Origin of the sequence: Streptomyces sp. NBC_00377, assembly GCF_036075115.1 — a bacterium.
Lineage (GTDB): Bacteria > Actinomycetota > Actinomycetes > Streptomycetales > Streptomycetaceae > Streptomyces.
Window position 1 is genome coordinate 2,876,239 of record NZ_CP107958.1, and the last position, 23,762, is coordinate 2,900,000.

The 23,762-nt window shown below is 70.7% G+C and carries 23 protein-coding genes and 5 tRNA genes; 8 read left to right on the top strand and 20 right to left on the bottom strand.

Annotated features, from left to right (window positions below; translation table 11 throughout):
* Positions 1-2: 2 nt before the first annotated feature.
* Positions 3-1,754 carry a DAK2 domain-containing protein gene (locus OHS71_RS12870; protein WP_328479527.1) on the bottom strand — a complete coding sequence of 584 codons (1,752 nt, stop codon included), beginning with the start codon at positions 1,752-1,754 and terminating at the stop codon, positions 3-5.
* Positions 1,755-2,031: 277 nt separating this feature from the next.
* Here OHS71_RS12870 and rpmB point away from each other — a divergent pair, with 277 nt between their 5' ends.
* Positions 2,032-2,217 (top strand): 50S ribosomal protein L28, encoded by a 186-nt coding sequence (rpmB, locus tag OHS71_RS12875; RefSeq protein WP_013000438.1) that lies wholly within the window; start codon positions 2,032-2,034, stop codon positions 2,215-2,217.
* A 227-nt stretch (positions 2,218-2,444) separates the two neighbouring features.
* Here rpmB and thiD read toward each other — a convergent pair whose 3' ends face one another.
* Positions 2,445-3,260 (bottom strand): bifunctional hydroxymethylpyrimidine kinase/phosphomethylpyrimidine kinase, encoded by an 816-nt coding sequence (gene thiD / locus OHS71_RS12880; protein WP_328479528.1) that lies wholly within the window; start codon positions 3,258-3,260, stop codon positions 2,445-2,447.
* The gene (locus tag OHS71_RS12885; RefSeq protein ID WP_328479529.1) at positions 3,257-4,222 is read right to left on the bottom strand and encodes a thiamine-phosphate kinase; all 966 of its coding nucleotides are present in this window, start codon (positions 4,220-4,222) and stop codon (positions 3,257-3,259) included. Before OHS71_RS12885 ends, thiD begins: the two co-directional genes overlap by 4 nt.
* 206 nt (positions 4,223-4,428) lie before the next feature.
* Between OHS71_RS12885 and OHS71_RS12890 the strand changes: the two genes are divergently transcribed.
* Together OHS71_RS12890 and OHS71_RS12895 are read left to right on the top strand one after the other, a co-directional pair.
* Positions 4,429-4,662: an Lrp/AsnC family transcriptional regulator gene (locus OHS71_RS12890; protein WP_020128743.1), complete on the top strand. Its 234-nt coding sequence runs from the start codon at positions 4,429-4,431 to the stop codon at positions 4,660-4,662.
* A gap of 20 nt (positions 4,663-4,682) precedes the next feature.
* The gene (locus OHS71_RS12895; RefSeq protein ID WP_328479530.1) at positions 4,683-5,192 is read left to right on the top strand and encodes a DUF3515 domain-containing protein; all 510 of its coding nucleotides are present in this window, start codon (positions 4,683-4,685) and stop codon (positions 5,190-5,192) included.
* A gap of 65 nt (positions 5,193-5,257) precedes the next feature.
* On the opposite strand, the gene OHS71_RS12900 is transcribed toward OHS71_RS12895, so the two are convergent.
* The 3 genes from OHS71_RS12900 to OHS71_RS12910 are packed head-to-tail and all read right to left on the bottom strand — an operon-like array spanning position 5,258 to position 8,417.
* Positions 5,258-6,415: a D-alanine--D-alanine ligase family protein gene (locus OHS71_RS12900; RefSeq protein ID WP_328479531.1), complete on the bottom strand. Its 1,158-nt coding sequence runs from the start codon at positions 6,413-6,415 to the stop codon at positions 5,258-5,260.
* 59 nt (positions 6,416-6,474) lie between these two features.
* Positions 6,475-7,485 carry an NAD(P)H-dependent glycerol-3-phosphate dehydrogenase gene (locus OHS71_RS12905; RefSeq protein WP_328479532.1) on the bottom strand — a complete coding sequence of 337 codons (1,011 nt, stop codon included), beginning with the start codon at positions 7,483-7,485 and terminating at the stop codon, positions 6,475-6,477.
* Positions 7,482-8,417: a lysophospholipid acyltransferase family protein gene (locus OHS71_RS12910; protein ID WP_328479533.1), complete on the bottom strand. Its 936-nt coding sequence runs from the start codon at positions 8,415-8,417 to the stop codon at positions 7,482-7,484. The genes OHS71_RS12905 and OHS71_RS12910 overlap by 4 nt, the downstream gene beginning before the upstream one ends.
* Positions 8,418-8,580: 163 nt before the next feature.
* Here OHS71_RS12910 and cofC point away from each other — a divergent pair, with 163 nt between their 5' ends.
* Entirely contained in the window at positions 8,581-9,219 is a 639-nt protein-coding gene (cofC, locus tag OHS71_RS12915; RefSeq protein ID WP_328479534.1) for a 2-phospho-L-lactate guanylyltransferase, read from the top strand.
* Between the two features lie 9 nt (positions 9,220-9,228).
* On the top strand, positions 9,229-9,432 hold the full coding sequence (locus OHS71_RS12920) for a hypothetical protein (protein ID WP_328479535.1): 204 nt from the start codon (positions 9,229-9,231) through the stop codon (positions 9,430-9,432).
* A 73-nt stretch (positions 9,433-9,505) separates the two neighbouring features.
* On the opposite strand, the gene OHS71_RS12925 is transcribed toward OHS71_RS12920, so the two are convergent.
* The 4 genes from OHS71_RS12925 to leuC all read right to left on the bottom strand — a co-directional run bounded on the left by OHS71_RS12925 (position 9,506) and on the right by leuC (position 12,848).
* Positions 9,506-10,171, bottom strand: a complete 666-nt coding sequence (locus tag OHS71_RS12925) for an HU family DNA-binding protein (RefSeq protein ID WP_328479536.1) — start codon at positions 10,169-10,171, stop codon at positions 9,506-9,508.
* Between the two features lie 138 nt (positions 10,172-10,309).
* Positions 10,310-10,540: a hypothetical protein gene (locus OHS71_RS12930; protein WP_328479537.1), complete on the bottom strand. Its 231-nt coding sequence runs from the start codon at positions 10,538-10,540 to the stop codon at positions 10,310-10,312.
* Between the two features lie 277 nt (positions 10,541-10,817).
* Entirely contained in the window at positions 10,818-11,411 is a 594-nt protein-coding gene (gene leuD / locus OHS71_RS12935; RefSeq protein ID WP_328479538.1) for a 3-isopropylmalate dehydratase small subunit, read from the bottom strand.
* A 6-nt stretch (positions 11,412-11,417) separates the two neighbouring features.
* Positions 11,418-12,848 carry a 3-isopropylmalate dehydratase large subunit gene (leuC, locus tag OHS71_RS12940; RefSeq protein ID WP_328479539.1) on the bottom strand — a complete coding sequence of 477 codons (1,431 nt, stop codon included), beginning with the start codon at positions 12,846-12,848 and terminating at the stop codon, positions 11,418-11,420.
* A 189-nt stretch (positions 12,849-13,037) separates the two neighbouring features.
* Between leuC and ndgR the strand changes: the two genes are divergently transcribed.
* A complete protein-coding gene (ndgR, locus tag OHS71_RS12945) occupies positions 13,038-13,754 on the top strand; it encodes an IclR family transcriptional regulator NdgR (protein ID WP_007384919.1) in 717 nt (238 codons plus the stop codon).
* Between the two features lie 156 nt (positions 13,755-13,910).
* Here the strand turns inward: ndgR and OHS71_RS12950 are convergent, their stop codons facing one another.
* On the bottom strand, positions 13,911-14,405 hold the full coding sequence (locus tag OHS71_RS12950) for a DUF4188 domain-containing protein (RefSeq protein ID WP_328479540.1): 495 nt from the start codon (positions 14,403-14,405) through the stop codon (positions 13,911-13,913).
* A 38-nt stretch (positions 14,406-14,443) separates the two neighbouring features.
* Here OHS71_RS12950 and OHS71_RS12955 point away from each other — a divergent pair, with 38 nt between their 5' ends.
* Complete coding sequence (locus OHS71_RS12955) at positions 14,444-15,088, top strand: MerR family transcriptional regulator (RefSeq protein WP_328479541.1); 645 nt, start codon at positions 14,444-14,446, stop codon at positions 15,086-15,088.
* 109 nt (positions 15,089-15,197) lie between these two features.
* Here the strand turns inward: OHS71_RS12955 and OHS71_RS12960 are convergent.
* The 9 genes from OHS71_RS12960 to OHS71_RS13000 all read right to left on the bottom strand — a co-directional run bounded on the left by OHS71_RS12960 (position 15,198) and on the right by OHS71_RS13000 (position 19,370).
* A tRNA-Glu gene (locus tag OHS71_RS12960) sits at positions 15,198-15,270 on the bottom strand.
* Positions 15,271-15,298: 28 nt separating this feature from the next.
* Positions 15,299-15,370: transfer RNA gene (locus OHS71_RS12965), tRNA-Gln, on the bottom strand.
* A 20-nt stretch (positions 15,371-15,390) separates the two neighbouring features.
* Positions 15,391-15,463: transfer RNA gene (locus OHS71_RS12970), tRNA-Glu, on the bottom strand.
* 62 nt (positions 15,464-15,525) lie between these two features.
* Positions 15,526-15,598 (bottom strand) — tRNA-Glu (locus tag OHS71_RS12975).
* A gap of 42 nt (positions 15,599-15,640) precedes the next feature.
* Positions 15,641-15,712: transfer RNA gene (locus OHS71_RS12980), tRNA-Gln, on the bottom strand.
* A gap of 92 nt (positions 15,713-15,804) precedes the next feature.
* The gene (locus OHS71_RS12985; protein ID WP_328479542.1) at positions 15,805-16,533 is read right to left on the bottom strand and encodes an HAD family hydrolase; all 729 of its coding nucleotides are present in this window, start codon (positions 16,531-16,533) and stop codon (positions 15,805-15,807) included.
* A gap of 200 nt (positions 16,534-16,733) precedes the next feature.
* Positions 16,734-18,257: a glutamate--tRNA ligase gene (gene gltX, locus OHS71_RS12990; protein ID WP_328479543.1), complete on the bottom strand. Its 1,524-nt coding sequence runs from the start codon at positions 18,255-18,257 to the stop codon at positions 16,734-16,736.
* The gene (locus OHS71_RS12995; protein WP_328479544.1) at positions 18,250-19,035 is read right to left on the bottom strand and encodes a fumarylacetoacetate hydrolase family protein; all 786 of its coding nucleotides are present in this window, start codon (positions 19,033-19,035) and stop codon (positions 18,250-18,252) included. Before OHS71_RS12995 ends, gltX begins: the two co-directional genes overlap by 8 nt.
* A 146-nt stretch (positions 19,036-19,181) precedes the next feature.
* A complete protein-coding gene (locus OHS71_RS13000) occupies positions 19,182-19,370 on the bottom strand; it encodes a hypothetical protein (RefSeq protein WP_328484819.1) in 189 nt (62 codons plus the stop codon).
* A 600-nt stretch (positions 19,371-19,970) separates the two neighbouring features.
* On the opposite strand from OHS71_RS13000, the gene OHS71_RS13005 reads away from it, so the two are divergent.
* A complete protein-coding gene (locus OHS71_RS13005; RefSeq protein ID WP_328479545.1) occupies positions 19,971-23,762 on the top strand; it encodes a nitrate- and nitrite sensing domain-containing protein in 3,792 nt (1,263 codons plus the stop codon).

Sequence of the window (23,762 nt, forward strand, 5' to 3'; positions counted from 1 at the left end):
CCCTACTCCACCCCGATCAACAGCAACGCGCCCTGCCGTCCTCCCCGGTACACGACCGTGTCCACGGCGAGATACGCCTCTCGTACCCGTGTCTCCAGGTGCTCGGCGACGCCCCCGGGAGCCTCGTCGCCCAGCACCAGGGTGACGAGTTCGCCGCCCGCCGCCAGCATGCGGTTCAGGACGGTCTCGGCGACGGCGGTGACGTCGGAGCCGATGACCGCCACGTCGCCGTCGATCAGTCCGAGGACGTCGCCGGCCTGGCAGATGCCGGCCATGGTCCACGACTGGCGCTCGGCGACCACGACCTCGGCGTACCGGGTGGCACCGGCGGCCGAGGTCATGGAGACGACGTCCTCGTCGAAACGGCGCTCCGGTTCGTGCACGGCCAGCGCCGCGATTCCCTGGACCGCCGAGCGGGTGGGGATCAGGGCGACCCGGATGCCCTCCGTTCGAGCCTGCTCGGCGGCCGCGGCGGCGGTGTGACGCAGGTCGGCGTCGTTGGGCAGGAGCACGACCTCGCGCGCGTGGGCCCGCCGTACGGCCTCGACGAGCTCGCCACTGGCGGGTGGCTCCCCTGGACGTGCCAGCACGGTGGTCGCGCCCGCCTCGGTGTACAGCCGAGCCAGGCCCTCGCCGGGCACGACGGCGACGACCGCCCGCTGGACGCGCTCGCGCGGCGGACGCTCACCGCCGCGCGTGTGCGCGTCGTCGATGCCGAAGTGGGTGATGCGGATCCGGTACGGCCGGCCCGCCTCGACGCCCGCCTCCACGGCGGCGCCCGCGTCGTCCACGTGCACGTGGACGTTCCAGAGTCCGTCGCCGCCGACCACGACGAGCGAGTCGCCCAGGGCGTCCAGCCGCTGCCGCAGCCGCCCCACGGCCGCGTCCTCGGCCTCCAGGAGGTAGATCACCTCGAAGGCGGGACCGCCTTCGCCGTCCGTCCCGTCGGCGCAGTCCCCCACCTGACCGGGCTCCACGGCCTGACCGGGCTCCATGACCCGGGCGGGCCGCGTCGCCCGGGCGGGCACCACCTCATGGGTGAGCTCCACGCGCGCGTGCGCTGCGGACACGGCACCGGAGAGGAGCCCCGGCGCCTCCCCCGTGAACGTCTCCACCAGGGCCGCCAGCACCGCGACCAGCCCCCGGCCGCCCGCGTCCACCACTCCGGCGCGTTCCAGGACCGCCAGCTGGCCCGGGGTCGCTGCCAGCGCCACGCACGCCCCCCGGTAGGCGGCCCTGGCGACCGTCCCGCAGTCCCCCTCCACCTCCTGCGCCGAGTCGGCGGCGGCCGAGGCGACCGACAGCACGGTGCCCTCGACGGGATGGGCGACGGCCTGGCGGGCGGAGTCGGCCGCGTGCCGCAGGGCCAGCCGCAGCCCGTCTCCGCCGGTGTGAGGGGTCTCACCCTCGACGGCGAGCACCTGGGCCATGCCCCGCAGCAGTTGCGCGAGGATCGTCCCCGAGTTCCCGCGCGCCCCGATGAGCGCGCCGTGCGCCATCGCGCGTGCGGCGTCGGCGAGGGAGGGAGCGCCGACGGGTGCGGAACCGGCCTCGTACCCGGCGAACACCGCCTCGACGGCGGTCGCCGCGGACTCGACCGTCAGGTACAGGTTGGTGCCTGTGTCCCCGTCCGCGACCGGGTAGACGTTGATCGCGTCGATCTCCTCGCGCGCCCGGCCCAGTGCCGTGAGGGCGAGGCCGCACCAGGCGCGCACCGCGAGAGCATCGAAGAATGTCTGCGGCACCTGCGCCACCTGCGCCTCCCTGAAGCTGGACTGGACGCAGCGTAGACCCCGGGCGGGTGCCCGCCGGAAAGCGGGCCGGACCGGAGCGGGTGGGGGCCGGCCGGGCCGGGGGCCGGGCCCCTGAGCAGCCATGGTAGTTTCGTTGTACTGGCGCAGTCGTTGTATGCTGCTCCGGTTGCCCGATCCGCATCGGGCCATCCCCCTGGCACCGCCACTCAGATCCTAGATCCTGATCCCGGCATGCCGGGATCATCCGTAAGTGCATCTGAAGTCTTTGGAGTGACCCGTGGCTGCCAACTGCGACGTCTGTGGCAAGGGGCCGAGCTTCGGCAACAACATCTCGCACTCGCACCGCCGTACGTCCCGTCGCTGGAACCCGAACATCCAGCGCGTCCGTACCGTGGTCGGCGGGACGCCGAAGCGCGTGAACGCTTGCACCTCGTGCATCAAGGCCGGCAAGGTCTCGCGCTGACCCTCATCCCCCCACTCTCGACTCCGTTCGAGCCGGGGGGACCACCATCGCGCGCGGCCACTGCTGGTTCGCTGCATAGAGCCGGTCCACCTCGGTGGGCCGGCTTTCTGCTGTGCCCGGGCTCAGCCTCGTAGCGCTGCTGCACCGAGGCCACTCCCGCCCCAGGACTCACGGAGAAAGCGCGTGGATCACCGGGCAGGTGGATCACCGGGCAGGCGCGGCGGACATCAGACTCCGTCCGCACCCCGCGTGAGGTCCCACCCGTGGTCCACGGGACCGATGCCTGCTCCGAGGGCGAACCCGGCGGCGATCGCGCCGGTGACGTAGCGCTTCGCCGCCGCCACCGCCTCCGGCACGGATCGGCCCTTCGCCAGGTGGGCCGCGATCGCGGACGCGAGGGTGCAGCCCGTGCCGTGGGTGTGCCGGTTGTCGTACCTCGGCGCCCGCAGCCAGTGCTCCTCGTGGCCGTCCGTCAGCAAGTCGACGGCGGGACCGGGGAGATGGCCGCCCTTGATGACCACCCACCGCGGTCCGTGGGCCAGCACGGCGGCCGCCGCGTCCCGCAGTTGTTCCTCCGACTCGACGCGGACGCCGGTCAGCCGGGCCACCTCGTCGAGGTTCGGGGTGGCGACAGTGGCGACCGGCAGCAGTCTCGTGCGCACCGAGTCGAGCGCGGAGGCGGCGAGCAGCGGGTCTCCGTGCTTGGAGACACCGACCGGGTCGACCACCACGGGAGCGGGAGTGCCGGAGAGCAACTCCGCGACCGTCTCGACCAGTTCGGCCGAGGCGAGCATGCCCGTCTTGACCGCCTGGACACCGACGTCGTCGACGACGCTGCGGTACTGGGCCCGCACCGCCTCCACCGGCAGCTCCCAAGCCCCCTGCACGCCGAGGGAGTTCTGCGCGGTGACCGCCGTGATCACGCTCATGCCGTGCACGCCGAGCGCGAGCATCGTCTTCAGGTCGGCCTGGATCCCGGCCCCGCCGCCGGAGTCGGAACCGGCGACGGTGAGCACCCGGGGCGGGGTTCCGGGCGTGCTCACGACTCCATGTCCCCGAAGTGGTCCCAGCCGCCCTTGGTGGTCCAGGGCGCGCCGTCGACCGTCACCTGGGGCAGCGCGGACGGGTTGAGGACCTCGCCGATCACCTTCCAGCGGGCGGGCAGCTTCACGTCCGGCGGGAAGGTCGCCACGATCGCGTGGTCCTCTCCCCCCGTGAGCACCCACTGGATGGGGTCGACACCCACGGCCTGCCCGATGTCGTTCATCTGGGTCGGGATGTCTATGGCTCCCGAGCGGATGTCGATGCGGACCTTGCTCGCCTCCGCGATGTGCCCGAGGTCGGCGATGAGGCCGTCACTGACGTCGCACATCGCCGTGGCGCCGAGCGAGGCGGCCGCCGGACCCGCATGGTACGGCGGCTCGGGGCGGCGGTGGGCCTCGACGAAGGCCCGGGGCGAGCGGAAGCCGCGGGAGAGGACCGCATACCCGGCGGCGGACCAGCCGAGCCAGCCGGTCACCGCGACGAGGTCGCCCGGCTGGGCGCCGCCCCGGGTGACCGGCTCCTGGTTGCGCAGATCACCGAGCGCGGTGATCGACACCATGATCGTGTCACCCCGTACGACGTCACCGCCGACCACCGAGGCGCCGGCGACCTGGCACTCGTCGCGCAGACCGTCCATCATCTCGGACGGCCAGGTGACCGGCAGTTCGGCGGGCACGACGAGGCCCAGCAGCAGAGCCGTCGGCACCGCGCCCATGGCGGCGATGTCGGCGAGGTTCTGCGCGGCCGCCTTGCGGCCGACGTCGTAGGCCGTGGACCAGTCGCGGCGGAAGTGCCGGCCCTCCAGCAGGATGTCGGTGCTGGCCACGACCCGGCGATCGGGCGCGGCTACCACCGCGGCGTCGTCGCCGGGACCGACCCGGACCGCGGAGGTGGTGGTGAGACGGGAGGTGAGCTCCCTGATGAGCCCGAACTCGCCGAGCTCACCAACAGTGCCCTTCATTGCCCTTTCGCCCCTTCTGTACCTGTCTGTTCCCGGTCGCGCGTAACCAGTGTCCTCGATACGGTCGAGTCAGCCGTCAACTTCGGTCCGGTCCGCACCCCGGCGCGCGGGCCGTGGTTCCCGGAGGTCTCCCCGCGGCGAGCGGCGACGCGATACCGTGGCGTTCCTTTTCCCCACATGATCCTCGTGGCCGCCCTGGAGGTTCCGTGGTACAGGCGTACATCCTGATCCAGACGGAGGTCGGCAAAGCGTCGACCGTCGCCGAGGAGATCGGCAAAATCCCTGGCGTGGTCCAGGCCGAGGACGTGACGGGACCCTATGACGTGATCGTGCGGGCCCAGGCCGACACAGTGGACGATCTCGGCCGCATGGTGGTCGCCAAGGTCCAGCAGGTGGACGGGATCACCCGTACCCTTACCTGCCCGGTCGTGCATCTGTAGCCCCCGTCTACCCTTGGCCGGTGAACCTTTCCCGTCACCGGAACCGCACTGTCTTCGGGCTGCCCGCCCTCGTTCTGCTGATCACGATGGCGGGCTGCTCCTCAGCAGACGACAGCGCGTCGACGGTGGTTCCCAGCCCCGACGCGAAGGCCGCGAAGCTGTGCCGGAACCTGGACCAGGTACTGCCGTCGAAGGTGGACGGTGAGAGCCGCCACGATCCCGGGCCCGCCTCCGCGCTGACCGCGGGCTGGGGAGGCCCGGCGATCATACTGCGCTGCGGTGTCACGCAGCCGCCGAAGATGATCGACCCGAAGGTCCCGGTGGGGGCCGACCCGGACGCGGTGGCGGGCGGGGTGGACGGTGTCCAATGGCTGATGGAGAAGCGGGACGGCGGGGGCAACCGCTTCACCACAGCCAATCGGCTCGTGTACGTCGAGGTGACGGTGCCGGAGGGCGCGGACAACTCCGGGGCCCTCATCGATCTGGCGCCGGCCATCAAGAAGGCGATCCCCGTGGGGATCGCCGACTAGACCGTCCGGCCGGACCGGCCGGCCCTGAGGGATCCGGGACCGGTCCGGGACCGGTCAAGGCCGGATCAACGCAGGCCCGTGGACCTGCGCAGGGCCGCCTGTACCAGGCGGTCCACCAGCTCGGGGTAGCCGATCCCGGTCTCTTCCCACATCTTGGGGTACATCGAGATCGGGGTGAAGCCGGGCATGGTGTTGATCTCGTTGATGACGAACTCGCCCTCGTCCGTGAGGAAGAAGTCGGCGCGGACCAGGCCCTCGCAGGACGCCGCCTCGAAGGCCTCCACCGCCAGCCGCCGCACGTCCGCCGTCTCCTCGGGCGTCAGCGGGGCCGGGACGATCCCGGGGGTCGAGTCGATGTACTTCGCGTCGAAGTCGTAGTACGCGTGCGTGTCCGGCGGCGGGATCTCGGCCGGCACGGACGCCCGGGGGCCGTCCTCGAACTCCAGGACCCCGCACTCGATCTCGCGGCCCCGCAGCGCCGCCTCGACCAGGATCTTCGGGTCGTGGCGCTGGGCCTCGGCGATCGCCTCGTCGAGGCCGGACAGGTCGTCGACCTTGGTGATGCCGATGGACGAACCCGCGCGCGCGGGCTTCACGAAGAGGGGCCAGCCGTGCTCGCCGGCGAAGTCGACGATCTTCTTACGGGCGCCCGGCTCGTCCTGCGCCCACTCGCGCGGCCGGATCACCACGTAGGGGCCGACCTTGAGCCCGAAGGAGGTGAACACCCGCTTCATGTACTCCTTGTCCTGGCCGACGGCCGAGGCGAGCACGCCGGCGCCCACGTACGGGACACCGGAGAGCTCCAGGAGGCCCTGAAGGGTGCCGTCCTCGCCGTACGGGCCGTGCAGGACCGGGAAGACGACGTCCACCTCGCCGAGCGCCTTGGGCACCGATCCCGGCTCGTAGTAGACGACTTCGCGGTTGGCGGGGTCGACGGGGAGCACCACGCCGCCGTCCCTCGACTCGGCGAGTTCGTCGACGTCGGGCGTACGGCGGTCGGTGATCGCCATGCGCTCGGGCGCGTCGGCCGTGAGGAACCAGCGGCCCTCGCGCGTGATGCCGATCGGCAGGACCTCGTACTTGGTCCGGTCGATGGCCCGCAGGACCGCGCCTGCCGTGACCACGGAGATCCCGTGCTCGGAGCTGCGGCCGCCGAAGACGACGGCCACCCGCGGCTTGCGGACGGGCTGCTGAGGGCTCTGGGGGAGGTTCTCGGTGCTCATATCGGGTTGAGAGTACCCGGTGGCCGGGCCAGGAGGCAGCGTCCGCCCACCGGGTTCGCTCAGCGTCGTTCGGGCTTCGCGCTGCGCGACATCAGCTCCTTGAGGGCGACCACGGGGGGCTTGCCCTCGTGGACGATGCCGACGACCGTCTCGGTGATGGGCATGTCGACGCCGTGCCGGCGGGCCAGATCCAGCACCGACTCACAGGACTTGACGCCCTCGGCGGTCTGCCGGGTGACCGCGATGGTCTCCTGGAGGGTCATGCCCTTGCCGAGGTTGGTGCCGAAGGTGTGGTTGCGGGAGAGGGGCGAGGAGCAGGTCGCCACCAGGTCGCCGAGCCCGGCGAGTCCGGCGAAGGTCAGCGGGTCCGCGCCCATCGCCAGGCCCAGCCGGGTGGTCTCGGCGAGACCGCGTGTGATCAGCGAGCCCTTGGCGTTGTCACCGAGGCCCATGCCGTCCGCGATGCCCACCGCGAGACCGATGACGTTCTTGACCGCGCCGCCCAGCTCGCAGCCCACCACGTCGGTGTTGGTGTAGGGGCGGAAGTACGGCGTGTGGGAGGCGGCCTGGAGCTTCTGGGCGACGGCCTCGTCGGTGCAGGCGACCACGGCGGCCGCCGGCATGCGCGAGGCGATCTCCTTGGCGAGGTTGGGCCCGGTGACGACGGCGATCCGGTCGGCGCCCACCTTGGCGACGTCGTCGATGACCTCGCTCATCCGCATGGTGGTACCGAGTTCGACGCCCTTCATCAGCGACACCAGGACGGTGTTCGGGGCGAGCAGCGGCGTCCAGTCGGCGAGGTTGGCACGCAGGGTCTGCGAGGGGATCGCGAGGACGGTGAAGTCGGCGTCCCTGGCCGCCTCGGCCGCGTCGGCGGTGGCGCGCAGGTTGCGCGGGAGTTCGACGCCGGGGAGGTAGTCGGGGTTGGAGCGCGTGGAGTTGACCGCGTCGGCCAGCTCGGCGCGGCGCGCCCAGAGCGTCACCTCGCAGCCCGCGTCGGCGAGGACCGTGCCGAAGGCGGTCCCCCAGGATCCGGTACCGAAGACGGCCGCCTTCACGGACTTGCTCACTTGCTGTTCTCCCCCTTGTGACTGGACTTCGCGTGACTCGTCCGCGCATGGCCGGACTCGGCGCCGTTGATCTCCGCACCCTTGGCCTGTGCACCGTTGGCCGCGACGTCGGTATCGACAGCGGTACCGACACCGGTTTCGGTACCGGGTTCCGCACCGGTTGCGGCGCCGGACCCGAGGCCGGCGTCCGCCGCGGTCTCCGCCTGGGTGCGGCGGCGCTGCTCGATCCGCTCGCGGCGCGGGTCGTAGGGCCTCTCGGGCGCCTTCTCGCCGCGGATCTCCTCCAGCTGGGCGGTGACAGCCGCCATGATGACCTCCGTCGCCTCCTTCAGGAGCTCGGGGGTCATCTCGTGCCCGTAGAACCGTGTGAGGTCCACGGGCGGGCCCGCGAGCACGTGGTGGGTCTTGCGCGGCAGGAGGTCGGGCTTCCTGGCGTAGGGCGGCAGCAGTTCGTTGGCGCCCCACTGGGCCACGGGGATCACCGGGCACCTGGTCTGGAGGGCGACGCGTGCGGCACCGGTCTTGGCGGTCATGGGCCAGCCGTCGGGGTCGCGGGTGAGGGTGCCCTCGGGGTAGAACGCGACGCACTCACCGCGCTCCACGGCGTCGATCGCGGCCCGGAAGGCGCTCAGCGCGTCGGTGCTCTCGCGGTAGACGGGGATCTGTCCGGTCCCGCGCATCGCGGCACCGACGAATCCCTCCTTGAAAAGCCCGCTCTTCGCCAGGAATCGCGGCACCCGTCCGCTGTTGTACTGAAAGTGCGCATAGGCGAATGGATCTACATGGGAATTGTGGTTCACCGCGGTGATAAAACCGCCGTCGGCCGGAATGTGCTCCATTCCGCGCCAGTCCCGCTTGATCAGAACCACCAGCCAGGGTTTGCAGAGGACCGCAGCGAAGCGGTACCAGAAGCCGATTCTGCGGCGGGGCACGCGGACACCTTCCTCTAGGACTTCCCAAGGCCTGCTCCGGGGCCTGGGGCCGCACAAGTGTCACCCCGGGTTGCCGGTCTGTCGAGAACACGGTACGCCCGCCCGCCCGAGCGGCGGATGAGCCGGGTGACAATGGCGGCGACGAGAGAGGGACGGTACGCCGGTGCAGTGGACCTTGGTCATACCCCTGAAGCCCTTGGCGCTGGCCAAGAGCAGGCTCGCGGACACCGCCGCCGACGGGCTGCGCCCGGGTCTCGCTCTCGCCTTCGCCGAGGACACGGTGGCGGCCGCGCTGGCCTCACCTGCGGTGCGCGATGTGGCCGTAGTCACGGACGACGCGCTGGCCGAGCGCGTCCTGGCCGCTCTGGGCGCCCGGGTCGTCCCCGACGAGCCGCGCGGCGGCCTCAACGCCGCCCTGGCCCACGGCGCCGCCGCGGTGCGCGCCTCGCGTCCCGACGCCCCGCTCGCCGCCCTCAACGCCGATCTGCCGGCACTGCGCCCGCAGGAATTGGCCCGGGTCCTGGACGCGGCCGGGGAATTCCCCCGTTCTTTCCTCCCGGACGCGGCCGCGATCGGCACCACGCTTCTCGCCGTCGCCGCCGGCCGTGAATTGCTTCCCGCGTTCGGGACGGATTCCCGTGCCCGGCACCGCGCTTCCGGCGCCGTGGAACTCCGTGTGGAGACGGTGGATTCCGTTCGCCAGGACGTGGACACCGGCGAGGATCTGCGAGCGGCGCTGTCCCTGGGCGTCGGCCCCCGGACGGCCGCCGCGGCGGCGCGCTTGCTGATTCCGGGGCAGTAGGCTGCCGCCATGCAGGCGACCGCATACACGTACGACCCGGACACGCGCAGCGGGCAGGTGCTGCTGGACGACGGCACGCCGGTGCCCTTCGACGGGCCGGCCTTCGACGCGGGCGGGCTGCGGCTGCTGCGGCCCGGACAGCGGGTGCGGATCGAGGTGGAGGGGCCGAGGGACGGCCTGCGGATCACCCTGGTGACGTTGCAGACCTTCTGAGGACCGTGCCGGACGTGCCGCGGGCCGGGCTCCGAGAGGGAGTCCGGCCCGGCGCGTGAGTACCCCTGTGCCGTTACTTCTTGCGGGCGGTGGCCCTCTTGGCGGTGGTCTTGCGCGCTGTCGACTTCGCGGCGGGGGCCGACTTGGCCGTCGCCTTCTTGGCCGGGGCCTTCTTGGCCGTCGTCTTCTTGGCCGTGGCCTTCGTGGCCGTCGTCTTCTTGGCGGCGCTCGGCTGGGCGGTGGTCTTCTTCGCCGTCGCCGTGGTCTTCTTCGCGGTGGTCTTCTTCGCCGCCGCCGTGGTCTTCCTGGCGGTCGTCTTCTTCGCCGCCGCGGTCTTCGTCGCGGTCGCGGCCTTCTTGGTGGCGGCCTTCTTGCCCGCGGCCTTCGCGATGGTGGCCGGGGGGCCGGAGAGGCTGCCCTTGGGGGCCTTCTTGACGGCGACCTCGCCACCGCGCGGCAGCTTCTTCGAGCCGCTCACCAGGTCCTTGAAGCCCTGGCCGGCGCGGAAGCGCGGCACGGACGTCTTCTTGACCCGAACCCGCTCGCCCGTCTGGGGGTTACGGGCGTAGCGGGCCGGCCGGTCGACCTTCTCGAACGAACCGAAGCCGGTGACCGAGACCCGGTCCCCGGCCACGGTCGCGCGGACGATGGCGTCCAGGACCGCGTCGACCGCGTCGGCGGCCTGCTGGCGACCGCCCACCTTGTCGGCAATCGCTTCTACGAGCTGCGCCTTGTTCACGTCTTCCCCTTCGGAGACATTAGCCGGAACGAAAGTGTCCAAGCTTTTTCGCACGTTAGGCAGATATATACCGCAAATCAAACACGAAACGGGCTAATCACCCTTGTGCCGCAACGAAATCGGGTGCTCCGGAGACGATCAACGCTCCCCTCCGGGGATACGCCCCTCGTCGAGGTCCGTCATGAACCGCTCCAGACGCCTTGTCGCATCGGCGAGATCGTGCTTGGCCGCGGCCGTAATGACCAGCAGCTTCCGGGTCAGCGCCATCCGTACGCCCTCCGGGACTTGCAGTGCGCGCACTCTTGTGTGCGCTTCCTTGAGCTGGTTCGCGACCGCCGTATAGAGCTCGAGTTGGCCGTCGTGTTCCATGCACAGATTGTGCCATCTGGGGCGAGTTGTCGCCCGCCCAGGGGGCAACTGCCGCCTCAAACGGCCGCCCCGGAACGTGCGGCGGTCGCGACCTCACCAGGCGCGTACCCCGGCAACGACCGGCCTAACGTGGGAAGTTGGGAGGAACCGCGAAGGTTTCAGGGGGCCGAACGGGTGCAGACACAGCCGTACCCCCGATCGGACCGATCGGGGGTACGGCGGGGGTGTCGCGGTGGCCGAAACTCGACCTGTTCAGGGCCTCGTCGGGGTGCCGGGGTCAGACCTGGAGCGTCCTCGGCTTGTACGACGGACGCTTGGCCTCGTAGGTGGCGATGTCGCCCTCGTTCTGGAGGGTGATGGAGATGTCGTCGAGGCCGTTGAGCAGCCGCCAGCGGGAGTTCTCGTCCAGCTCGAAGGAGGCGGTGATGCCCTCGGCCCGCACCTCACGCGCCTCGAGGTCCACCGTGATCTCCGCCTGCGGGTCCTTCTCGGTGAGCTCCCAGAGCGCGTCCACGATCTTCTGCTCGAGAACCACCGTGAGCAGGCCGTTCTTCAGCGAGTTACCCCGGAAGATGTCGGCGAAGCGGGACGAGATCACGGTCTTGAAGCCGTAGTTCTGGAGCGCCCAGACGGCGTGCTCACGGGAGGAACCCGTGCCGAAGTCGGGACCGGCGACCAGCACGCTCGCGCCCTGCCGCTCCGGGCGGTTGAGGACGAAGGTCTCGTCCTTGCGCCAGGCTTCGAACAGACCGTCCTCGAACCCGTCCCGCGTGACCTTCTTGAGCCAGTGAGCAGGGATGATCTGGTCGGTGTCGACGTTGGAGCGGCGCAGCGGGACGGCCCGGCCGGTGTGCGAGATGAATGCTTCCATGACTGATCAGACTCCAGCGGGCGTACGGGTCTCGGCGTCGGACAGGTCGGCCGGGGAGGCCAGGTGGCCCAGGACGGCCGTGGCGGCCGCGACCTGCGGCGACACCAGGTGCGTACGACCGCCCTTGCCCTGCCGGCCCTCGAAGTTGCGGTTGGAGGTGGACGCGGAGCGCTCACCCGGCGCCAGCTGGTCGGGGTTCATGCCGAGGCACATCGAGCAGCCCGCGTGCCGCCATTCGGCGCCGGCCTCCTTGAAGACGACGTCCAGGCCCTCGGAGACGGCCTGGAGGCCGACCCGCACCGAGCCGGGGACGACCAGCATCCGTACGCCGTCGGCGACTTTGCGGCCCTCGACGATGGCGGCGGCGGCCCGCAGGTCCTCGATGCGGCCGTTGGTGCACGAACCTACGAAGACGGTGTCCACGTTGATGGAGCGCAGCGGCTGCCCGGCCTCCAACCCCATGTATTCCAGGGCCTTTTCGGCGGCGTGGCGCTCCGAAGCGTCTTCGTACGAAGCGGGGTCGGGGACGGCGGCCGAAAGCGGCGCGCCCTGACCGGGGTTGGTGCCCCAGGTGACGAACGGCGACAGTGCGGCTCCGTCGATGACGACCTCGGCGTCGAACTCGGCGTCCTCGTCCGTCCTGAGCGTCTTCCAGTACTCGACCGCCGCGTCCCAGTCCGCGCCCTCGGGGGCGTGGTCGCGGCCCTTGATGTACTCGAAGGTGGTCCGGTCGGGGGCGATCATGCCCGCGCGGGCGCCGGCCTCGATCGACATGTTGCAGATGGTCATTCGGGCCTCCATCGAGAGCTTCTCGATGGCGGAGCCCCGGTACTCCAGGATGTAGCCCTGACCGCCGCCGGTACCGATCTTGGCGATGATCGCCAGGATCAGGTCTTTCGCGGTCACACCGTCGGGCAGCTCGCCCTCGACCGTGATCGCCATGGTCTTGGGGCGGGCCAGCGGCAGCGTCTGGGTGGCCAGCACGTGCTCGACCTGCGAGGTGCCGATGCCGAACGCCAGCGCGCCGAACGCGCCGTGCGTGGAGGTGTGGGAGTCACCGCAGACCACGGTGGTGCCGGGCTGGGTCAGTCCCAACTGGGGGCCGACGACGTGCACGACTCCCTGCTCGACGTCGCCGAGCGGGTGCAGCCGCACGCCGAACTCCGCGCAGTTCTTGCGCAGCGTCTCCAGCTGGGCGCGCGAGACCGGGTCGGCGATCGGCTTGTCGATGTCGAGGGTCGGGGTGTTGTGGTCCTCGGTCGCGATGGTGAGGTCGAGACGGCGCACCGGGCGGCCGTTCTGCCGCAGTCCGTCGAAGGCCTGCGGGCTGGTCACCTCGTGCAGGAGGTGCAGATCGATGAAGAGAAGGTCGGGCTCGCCCTCGGCGCGCCGGACGACGTGGTCGTCCCAGACCTTCTCCGCGAGTGTCCTACCCATCGCTTTCCCTCCGGCCGGCAATGACGCACCGGCCCAACTAGAGATCTTGTGGAGGCGACGCCCTCTGCCCCTGTTCCCGGGCACCCGCCGCCAGGCCCGTCGGTCCGCGGGCCACCATGCGTCCAAGGGTTGCGCGTCTCACGGAAAAATGAACTTGCGTTTCACAGAGTGAGACGGGAGTATCGTTGCATGGACAACAGTAGCGGCGTCGGCGTCCTGGACAAGGCAGCCCTTGTCCTGAGCGCCCTGGAGTCCGGTCCGGCCACCCTCGCAGGCTTGGTCGCTGCCACCGGACTCGCACGACCCACGGCTCACCGACTGGCCGTGGCTTTGGAACACCACCGTATGGTGGCGCGCGACATGCAGGGCCGTTTCATCCTCGGCCCGCGGTTGGCCGAGCTGGCCGCGGCCGCCGGCGAGGACCGGCTGCTCGCCACCGCCGGTCCGGTGCTGACGCACCTGCGTGACATCACCGGCGAGAGCGCGCAGCTCTATCGCCGCCAGGGCGACATGCGCATCTGCGTGGCCGCGGCGGAACGCCTGTCCGGCCTTCGGGACACCGTCCCGGTCGGTTCCACGCTCACGATGAAGGCCGGCTCGTCGGCCCAGATCCTGATGGCCTGGGAGGAGCCCGAGCGTCTGCACCGCGGCCTCCAGGGCGCCCGCTTCACGGCGACGGCCCTGTCGGGCGTACGGCGCCGCGGCTGGGCCCAGTCCATCGGCGAGCGCGAGCCGGGCGTCGCCTCCGTGTCGGCTCCCGTGCGCGGCCCCTCCAACCGCGTGGTGGCCGCCGTCTCCGTCTCGGGCCCGATCGAGCGTCTGACCCGCCACCCGGGCCGTATGCACGCCCAGGCGGTCATCGACGCGGCGGCCCGCCTGTCGGAGGCCCTGCGCCGGACCGGCTGACCCTGCTCCCGGGAAGGGGCGGCCTCAACGCCGCGGCAGCCCTCTCCCGTACGGCAAGGTCACCCGCTCCAGGAGCGCGGGACCGTATCGCCATGCGCCTCCCCCGCGTGGGCGCGACCGCCGCGACGGCCTCGCACCCGGCACACCACAGGGCCCTTACGTGGTGGACCGATGAGCGAAACGGTCCTTCGCGGAGCGCCCCCGCCGCTCCAACGGGACCTGCCCGTGCGCGGCCGCCAGGCCGAACGCCGGCATGTCCCCGTAGATCGCCTCGTACGACCCCTCCGGCACCACATAGGTCTCGTGCCAGATCCCCACGTGGCCCCGCACCTTCCCGCCCCGCTCCAGGCGGTTGACCTTCGCCCAGGCCTTGTGGTGGAACGCGTCGGGCGCGCTCGCGTAGGCGTACAGCTTCTCCTTGGACTCCCAGTACTGGACGACGTAGTACGTCCTCGGCGAGGCCGTCAGCAGCACCCGGGAGAGCAGGCCCCGGCCCGGATCCTTCTTCAGCTCCGCGAGCATGCGCAGCATGGCCAGCATGACCGGCACCCACTGGTGCACGGCCCAGAAGTGGTTGACGCGCATCCCGATCAGCAGGACGACCACGTCTCCACGGGCGTCCGCAGTGGTACGACCGACTTCGACAGACATGCTTGGATAGTGCCGCTGTCCAAAGAAGGGCGCAAGGGATGCGGCTGTCCGAACTGAGCGAGCGCAGCGGTGTGTCCACCGCGACGATCAAGTACTACCTGCGCGAGGGCCTCGTGCCGCCCGGCCGCCAGATCAACGCCACGACCGCCGAGTACGACGAGGAGCATCTGCGCCGGCTGCGCCTGGTGCGCGCGATGATCCAGGTGGGGAAGCTACCGGTGGCCACGGTCCGCGAGATCCTCGGCCATGTCGACGACGACTCCCTGGGCCGCACGATGCGGCTCGGCGCGGCCCTGTGGGCGCTGCCGCAGGTTCCGGAGCCGGACGCGGAGGACGAGTACGTACGCGCCGCCCGCCAGGAGGCGGACGAACTGCTGCGGACCCTGGGGTGGTCGAACGCCCGACTGCTGACGTCCCTCTCCCCCGCCTACCGCTCACTGGTGGTGGAGGTGGCCGCGATGCGCCGGCTCGGCTACGACTGGAACGCCGAACTCCTCGTGTCCTACGCCCGGTTGATGCACCGGGCGGCCGTGCTGGATCTGGACTTCGTGGAGAGCCGGGAGTCGGAGGCTGAGCGGATCGAGGCGGCGGTGCTGGGCGCGATCCTCGTCGACCCGATGCTTCAGGCGCTGCACCGGCTGGCGCAGGAGGAGGAGTCGGCGCGGCGGTACGGCTTCGAATGAGGACCGGCCGGGCGGAGCCCGACGAACAAGGCCCGTCCGAAAGGCCCGGTCGAACAAGGCCGGACATGGGACAAGCCCCTCGCCGAAGCGAAGGGCTTGTCCGTTCACGTACCCCCGACCGGATTCGAACCGGCGCTACCGCCTTGAGAGGGCGGCGTGCTAGGCCGCTACACAACGGGGGCCTGCATCATGCGTTTCCGCAGATCAGAGCTGGTCTACCAGGACTCGAACCTAGAATGACGGTACCAGAAACCGTAGTGTTGCCAATTACACCATAGACCAAGGTGATTCAATGAAAAGCGTACCCCCGACCGGATTCGAACCGGCGCTACCGCCTTGAGAGGGCGGCGTGCTAGGCCGCTACACAACGGGGGCCCTAGCGATCCTGCATCGAAGTGAGGGGGAGCTACCCGAACTCTCCTCGCGGGAAGGATCAGTACCCCCGACCGGATTCGAACCGGCGCTACTGCCGTGAGAGGGCAGCGTGCTAGGCCGCTACACAACGGGGGCTTCGTGGAGTAGATCTCCACAGGTGCAGATAAGCTCTGCGAGCTGGCCTACCTGGACTCGAACCAAGACTAACTGAACCAGAATCAGTCGTGCTGCCAATTACACCATAGGCCACTGGAACGCAAGCCCCGTGGGGGTTCTTGTTCTAGCGTTGCTCCTCCGGTTTGCGGCCTTTCGGCCCGCTCCTCGGCGGCGCAGGAAGAACATTACCCGAAGGTGGACCGGGCTCCAAAACGGGTATCGGGGCCGAGGATCGCGGGCAGTTCGGCGAGCGAGACGATCCGGTGGCGTCCGGACGGCAGCTCGACGGTGGCCGTGCCGTAGCGGTCGATCCACACGGAGAGCAGCCCGGCGTCGGCGGCGCCCCGGCCGTCGATCTCCGGATGGTCGCCGACGTAGGCCACCTGGTGCGGGGCGAGCGACAGGGCCTCGCAGGCCGCGAGGAAGGCGCCGGCCTCCGGCTTGGAGACGCCCAGTTCCGCCGCGCAGAGGATGACCTCGAAACGGTCGTGCACACCGAGGACGCGCAGCTTGTGGTCCTGGACGTGGATGCTGGAGTTGGAGAGCACCGCGTGCCGGTGGCTGGCGGCGAGGGTGTCCAGTACCGGAAGGACGTCCGGGAAGAGCGACCAGGCCGCCTCGTAGTGGGAGAAATACCGCTGGAGCCAGGCGTCGGCCTCGGCGTCGGACATCTCGCGGCCCAGGAACGCCCGTACCCGGTCCCGGCGCTGGTCCTCGAAGGTGATCCCGCCCGCCGAGAACCGGGCCCAGTGCTCGTCGGTGACCTCGCGCCACCGCGCGAGCCCCGCCTCCGCGGTACCGAACCGGCCGAGCAGCCCCTCGGCCGTCAGATACGACCGCATGCCCTCCCGGTCGGCGGTCGTGTAGTCGAAAAGGGTGTCGTCCACGTCCCAGACCACGGCACGAATGCTCATGTCCCGACGGTATCGCGAGGCTGACGCGCTGAGGACATGAGCGGGTGGAGTACGTGGTCGCGGGGGCCGTCACGGTGGTCGTCGTGCTGGAGATCCTCGACGAGTCCGTCTGTCCGGTCGATGACAGCGACGCGGCCCGGGGTGAACGCGTGAGGGGCGGCACCCGGGATCCCGGTGCCGCCCCTCACGTGTGTCCCGGCTTACGCCGCGAGCCTCGCGAGGGCCGCGTCGATGCGGGCCAGCGTCTTCTCCTTGCCCAGGACCTCCAGGGACTCGAAGAGCGGCAGGCCGACCGTGCGGCCGGTGACGGCGACGCGGACCGGGGCCTGGGCCTTGCCGAGCTTGAGCCCATGCACCTCACCGGCGGCCAGGACGGCCTCCTTGAGGGACTCGGACGAGGTCCAGTCGGCGGCCGCCAGCTTCTCGCGGGCCGTCGTGAGCAGCGCGTCGCTGCCCTCCTTCATCGCCTTCGTCCAGCTCGCCTCGTCGAAGACCGGCTCGGGGAGGAAGAGGAAGTCGACGTTGTCGGTGATCTCCGACAGCACCTTCAGACGGGTCTGGGCGTGCGGGGCGATCGCCTCCCACCTGGCCGCGTCGAAGTCCTCCGGGGACCAGGGGGCGTAGGGGGCCTTCAGCCAGGGCGCGCAGCGCTCCGTGAAGTCCTTCACGTCCAGCAGGCGGATGTGGTCGGCGTTGATCGCCTCGCACTTCTTCAGGTCGAAGCGCGCCGGGTTGGGGTTGACGTCCCCGATCTCGAAGGCCGCGGTCATCTCGTCCATCGTGAAGATGTCCTGGTCGGCCGAGAGCGACCAGCCGAGCAGCGAGAGGTAGTTGAGCAGTCCCTCGGGGAGGAAGCCGCGCTCGCGGTAGAGGTTGAGCGAGGACTCCGGGTCCCGCTTCGACAGCTTCTTGTTGCCCTCGCCCATCACGTACGGCAGGTGGCCGAAGCGCGGGGTCCCCTGGGCGATGCCCAGTTCGGTCAGCGCCTTGTACAGGGCGATCTGGCGGGGGGTGGAGGAGAGCAGGTCCTCACCGCGCAGGACGTGCGTGATCTCCATCAGCGCGTCGTCCACCGGGTTGACCAGGGTGTACAGCGGGGCGCCGTTCGCGCGGACGATGCCGAAGTCCGGCACGTTCTCGGCGGTGAACGTCAGCTCGCCTCGGACCAGGTCCGTGAACGTGATCGTCTCGTCGGGCATCCGGAAACGGACGATCGGGGTGCGGCCCTGGGCCTTGTACTCCGCCACCTGCTCCTCGGTGAGGTCGCGGCAGTGGCCGTCGTAGCCGGAGGGCCGGCCGGCGGCGCGGGCGGCGTCGCGGCGGGTGTCCAGCTCCTCCTGGGAGCAGTAGCAGTGGTAGGCGTGGCCGGCGTCGAGGAGCTTGCGGGCGACGTCGGCGTAGAGGTCCATCCGCTGCGACTGGCGGTACGGCGCGTGCGGGCCGCCGACCTCGGGGCCCTCGTCCCAGTCGAAGCCCAGCCAGCGCAGCGAGTCCAGCAGCTGGTCGTAGGACTCCTCGGAGTCGCGGGCGGCGTCGGTGTCCTCGATGCGGAAGACCAGCGTGCCCTGGTGGTGCTTGGCGAACGCCCAGTTGAACAGGGCGGTGCGGACCAGGCCCACGTGGGGGTTACCGGTGGGCGAGGGACAGAAACGGACGCGTGGGGGTACCCCCTGTCCGAGCGAAGTCGAGGACTTGGGGGAGGGAGAGCCGGGTGCGCTAGCCACGCTTGACAACCTTGTTGGTGAGAGTGCCGATGCCTTCGATGGTGACGGCGACCTCGTCGCCGACAGCCAGGGGGCCCACCCCTGCCGGGGTGCCCGTGAGGATCACGTCGCCGGGGAGCAGCGTCATGGCCTCGGTGATGTTGACGATCAGATCCTCGATCGAGTGGATCATCTCGCTGGTGCGGCCGAGCTGCCGCTGCTGTCCGTTGACCGTCGCCTGGACCGTGAGGTCGCTCGCGGTCTTCAGGTCCAGGCCGGTCTCCACCCAGGGGCCCAGCGGGCAGGAGGTGTCGAATCCCTTGGCCCGGGCCCATTGCTTCTCGCGCTTCTGGACGTCGCGGGCGGTGACGTCGTTCGCGCAGGTGTAGCCGAAGATCACGTCCTTGACGCGCTCGCGCGGGACCTCGCGGCACAGCCGGCCGATGACCACGGCGAGTTCGGCCTCGTGGTGGACCTCCTCGGAGAAGGCCGGGTACTGGATGGCGTCGCCGGGTCCGATCACCGAGGTGGACGGCTTGAAGAAGGCGAACGGGGCGTCCGGCACCTCGTTGCCCAGTTCGCGCGCGTGCTCGGCGTAGTTGCGGCCGAAGGCCACGACCTTGTTGGGCAGGACGGGCGGGAGCAGGCGGACCTTGCTCAGCGGCACCTTGGTGCCGGAGAGCTCGAAGTCCGTGAACGGGATGCCCTTGATGATGTCGAGGACGAGCTCGTCCGGCTTGTCGCCCTCGACCGCGCCGAAGGCGACGTTCCCGTCGATGGAGAACCTGGCGATGCGCACGGGTTGATCGGCCCCTTGACTGAGCTGGCTGGAGTGTGATGCCTCAGGCTAACGCGGAAGGGCGTCCCCGGCCGGGGACGCCCTTGACATCCGGGGTGGCCGCTTTGAGTATTCGGCGGCCGATGCCCGTATCTCCGCTTGAAGATCTACTCGGCGACGGAGGCGGCGACCGGCGCCTCCATGAGGATGGTGCGCTTGGGATTGGCGGTCTGGGTGGGGAGTTCGACGGAGTGCTCCTGCTGCTCCGGGAGCTGGAGTTCGTCGGCGTCCTTGAGGTGCGCCAGGGTCGTGCGCCGCGGGTTGGCGATCTTGTGGAACATCGTCGTCGTCTTCACAGTTGTACGTGACCCTGTCGTGTCCGGGCGTCCGGGAAGCCCTCAAGGGCCTCCACTCGGGCGCGGTTTGTCGGATGTGCCATCCCTGTAAAGCGTCAGGCTAAACACGCGATTCCCGGTGAACGCGTGAAGGTCGCATGATCAGCGTGTGAGTTTGCTCACGAATCCATGGGCAAAACGGTCATTCCAGCCCTTCGGGAGACTGGTAAGAAACGGACATCAGGCACCTGAAGCCCCCATTCCGCTCCTGATCATGGCGACTGGGACACCGTCCGGCCGCCACCGCTTCACACACTTATGTCCGCCTTATGCGGGTGGACTTTCTACATCGCGTGACACGACCCTCACGTGGTGTCACGCTTGTCACAGCCTGGCCAACGGGCCTTGTTCGAGATTCTGCACTGTGCTGGAATTCCTCGGACCGCCGCGGGTTCGAGCCGGCGCACAGAGGGCGCTCAGGAGCGCCTGGTGGCGGCGAGATCAGGGGGAGCCAGCGCCGGTGCTCACGACGACGAGGGGGCGTATTCAGGGCGCCCCTCAACACGCCGACACCGTCCTTCCGTTCGCGGAGGGGCGCCTGGTCCAGAGGTTGCGACGCTAGTGCAGGGACGTTTCAAGAGGGATGGCAGCGCTTCGGCCGAGCCGGAGCCGCACGGCGGGACTGGCCCGATGGCAGTCGGCTCCTCGCCCCAGCACGCCCAGAACCCGGGCCAGGCTCCGACCGGTGACGGCGGTGAGCGCCCCGGGCGTCCCGGCGTGTCCGCGTCGTCGAGTTCTGCTCCCCCGACTCCTAAGAAGCCGCCGGCCGGCCCCACCGGGCCCGGTCCCCGTGTGGCGCTGCGCAACTGGCGCATCTCCACGCGTCTGGTGGCGCTGCTGACCCTGCCGGTGGTCGCGGCCACCACGCTGGGCGCGCTGCGCATCAACCAGTCGATGGACGACATCCAGCAGCTCGACAACATGAAGCTGCTGACGGACATGACCAAGCAGGCCACCGACCTCGCCGTCGCGCTCCAGGACGAGCGCGACCGTTCGGCCGGCCCGCTGGCGCACGGCGTCAAGGCGAACGAGCCGGGCATCGTCGGCTTCCGCCAGAAGACGGACCGCGCGCTGAGCGCCTTCCAGGACGCGTCGGAGGAGATCGACGGCGCCACCGCCGACGGCAACCTCCAGGGCGTCCGCGACAGCCTCGTCGGCCTGCTGAGCGACCTGGGCAACCTCGCCAAGGTCCGCACCACGGCCTACGCGGAGAAGAACAACTCCACCCAGACGGTGGAGGCCTACCACCGCCTCATCACCAGCCTGCTCGACCTCTCCCAGGACATGGCGCAGGCCACGAGCAACCCGGAGATGATCCAGCGCACGCGTGCGCTGGCCGCCTTCTCCTCCGCCAAGGAGTACGCCTCCGTCCAGCGCGCCGTGCTCGCGGCGGCGCTGCCGGCGAGCAGCAACGTCTACGGCACCCTCGCCGAGAACGACCGGCAGTACGCCGAGGCCGCGCTCGAGAACGAGGACTCCGAGCTCGCGAGTTTCCGCAGCATCTACGGCGACAGCGGCGCCGAGGAACTGCTGGCGCCCGTCGACACGGGCAACCCGGTCATCGAGGACGCCGACACCTTCGCCAACCGGGCGCTCAGCTCCGCGAACGGTCTGAAGTCGCTGGACAAGCAGTCGTACCAGGACTGGATCGACGCCAGCTCGACCAAGATCAAGCAGATGAACAACATCGAGCTCACGCTGCTCGAGGACATGGAGCAGAAGGCGCGTCAGCTGCGCGCCGAGTCGGAGCGCGAAGCGATCATCTCCGGTGCGCTCATCCTGCTCGTGCTCGGTGTCTCGCTGGTCGGCGCGTTCGTCGTCGCCCGGTCCATGATCCGTTCGCTGCGCCGCCTCCAGGAGACCGCCACCAAGGTCGCCCAGGACCGCCTGCCCGAGCTGGTCAAGCAGCTGTCCGAGTCCGACCCGCAGGACGTCGACACGTCCGTGGAGTCGGTCGGTGTGCACTCCCGGGACGAGATCGGCCAGGTGGCCGCGGCCTTCGACGACGTGCACCGCGAGGCCGTCCGCCTCGCCGCCGAGCAGGCCCTCCTGCGGGGCAACGTCAACGCGATGTTCACCAACCTCTCGCGCCGCTCCCAGGGCCTCATCCAGCGTCAGCTCTCGCTCATCTCCGAACTGGAGTCCCGCGAGGCCGACCCGGACCAGCTGTCCTCGCTCTTCAAGCTCGACCACCTCGCGACCCGCATGCGCCGTAACGGTGAGAACCTCCTCGTCCTCGCGGGTGAGGAGCCCGGCCGCCGCTGGACCCGTCCGGTCCCGCTGGTCGACGTGCTGCGCGCCGCCGCCTCCGAGGTGGAGCAGTACGAGCGCATCGAACTGGCCTCCGTGCCGACCACCGAAGTGGCCGGCCGGGTCGTCAACGACCTCGTGCACCTCCTCGCCGAGCTGCTCGAGAACGCCACCTCGTTCTCCTCTCCGCAGACCAAGGTCAAGGTCACCGGTCACGCGCTGCCCGACGGCCGCGTCCTGATCGAGATCCACGACACCGGCATCGGCCTCTCCCCCGAGGACCTCGCCGCGATCAACGAGCGGCTCGCCTCGCCGCCCACCGTGGACGTGTCGGTCTCCCGGCGCATGGGTCTGTTCGTGGTCGGTCGTCTGTCGCAACGCCACGGCATCCGCATCCAGCTGCGCCCCTCCGACTCCGGCGGCACGACCGCGCTGGTCATGCTGCCCGTGGACGTCGCCCAGGGCGGCAAGAAGCCCCAGCCCAAGCCCGGTCAGGGCAGCGTCGCGGGCGGTCCCGCCGCCGCGCAGGCCGCCGCCGGCGTCGCCGCCGCCCGTCGCCAGAACGGCTCGCAGAACGGCTCGCAGAACGGCTCGCAGGGCGGTGCCCTGGGCGCCGGTCCCGGGTCCGGTGGCCGCCTCGCGGCGGGCCAGGGTCCCCGGGCCGCGCTGCCCGGCCGTGACGGCGGTGGCCGTCCCGGTGGTCAGCCGCCGCGCGGGCCGCAGCAGCCTCCCGCCTCCCCCCAGCAGGGCCGACCGGCCCCGGCCGGCGCGGGCACCGGCTTCGGCGGCCAGGCGCCCGGCGCACCGCAGGGCCTCCAGGCGGCCGGTACGGGTTCGCAGGGCACGGACATGTTCGGCGGACGTCCGCCGCAGCGGGGCAACAAGGCCGAGCAGGGCGGCCGGGGCCGTCAGCCTCAGCTGCCGCCGCGCGGTGGTGCGCGCGCCGAGCTGCCCGGCGGCAACGGGCAGCCGCGCGTGACCAGCTGGGGTGACGAGAACGCCCAGCCGCCGGTCGGGCGCAGCCCGCTGGACGCCCCGCGCGGTCACGAGGAGCCGGACGTCGCCCAGACGTCGCGCATGCCGCGCATCGACGACCGCCAGGGTCCCGCCGCCACTTCCGAGATACCGGCCGTCCCGCGGATCGACGACCGGCAGGGCCCGGCGGGTCCCGCCGACTTCGGCCGTCCCGTCGCGAACGGTGTGCAGAACACGGGCCGGTTCCCGGCCGTGGGCACCCCCCGGGCGGACGTCGACGGAGGCCAGGACACCGGCCGGTTCCAGCGTCCCGGCACCAGTGGCCAGCAGGACGACAACGGCTTCACCCGGTCCGACGTCTTCGGCGCCCCGGGCGGGCAGAACGCTCCGGCGGTCCCGAACCAGTTCGCCCCGCAGGCGTACGACAACGGTTCCACCGGCCAGTTCGCCGTGCCCGGCTTCGACTCCTCCTCGACCGGTCAGCACTCGCTGCCCGGCCGCCAGGACCCCTCGGCCACCGGCCAGTTCCCCGCTCCGCAGACGGGTGCCTACGGCGCCCCGTCGCAGCCTCCGGTTCCGCCGCGCCCCGCCGGGCGTGCGGAGCAGGCAGGCCGGGGCGCCGGGCAGCGTGCCGACGAGGGACGGGGACCGGGCGACGGCTGGGCACTCCCGCCGGCCTCGGGTCCCGGTGACGGGCGCACGCCGCTGTACGACACGCTGGAGACCAACTGGTTCCACGGTCAGCAGGCGGGCGACGCGGCTGCGGCACCGGCTCCTCAGCAGCACCAGCAGCCGCAGACACCGGCTGCCCCCCAGCGTTCCGCAGCCGCGAATGCCTCCTGGCGCACCTCGCCGAACGACGAACTCGTCCGGCAGGCCGAGCGGGTCAGGCAGCCGGCCGCGGGCGGCGTCACCACGTCCGGCCTGCCGCGCCGGGTGCCCAGGGCGAACCTCGTCCCGGGCACGGCTCAGCAGCAACAGCACCAACCCGGTCCGCAGGTCTCGCGTGCGCCTGACGACGTACGCGGCCGACTGACCAATCTTCGTCGGGGCATCGCGCAGGGTCGTCAGGCCGGCAACGGTCAGACCGGCAGTTTCCCGAGCCCCACTCACCAGCAGGAGCGTTAG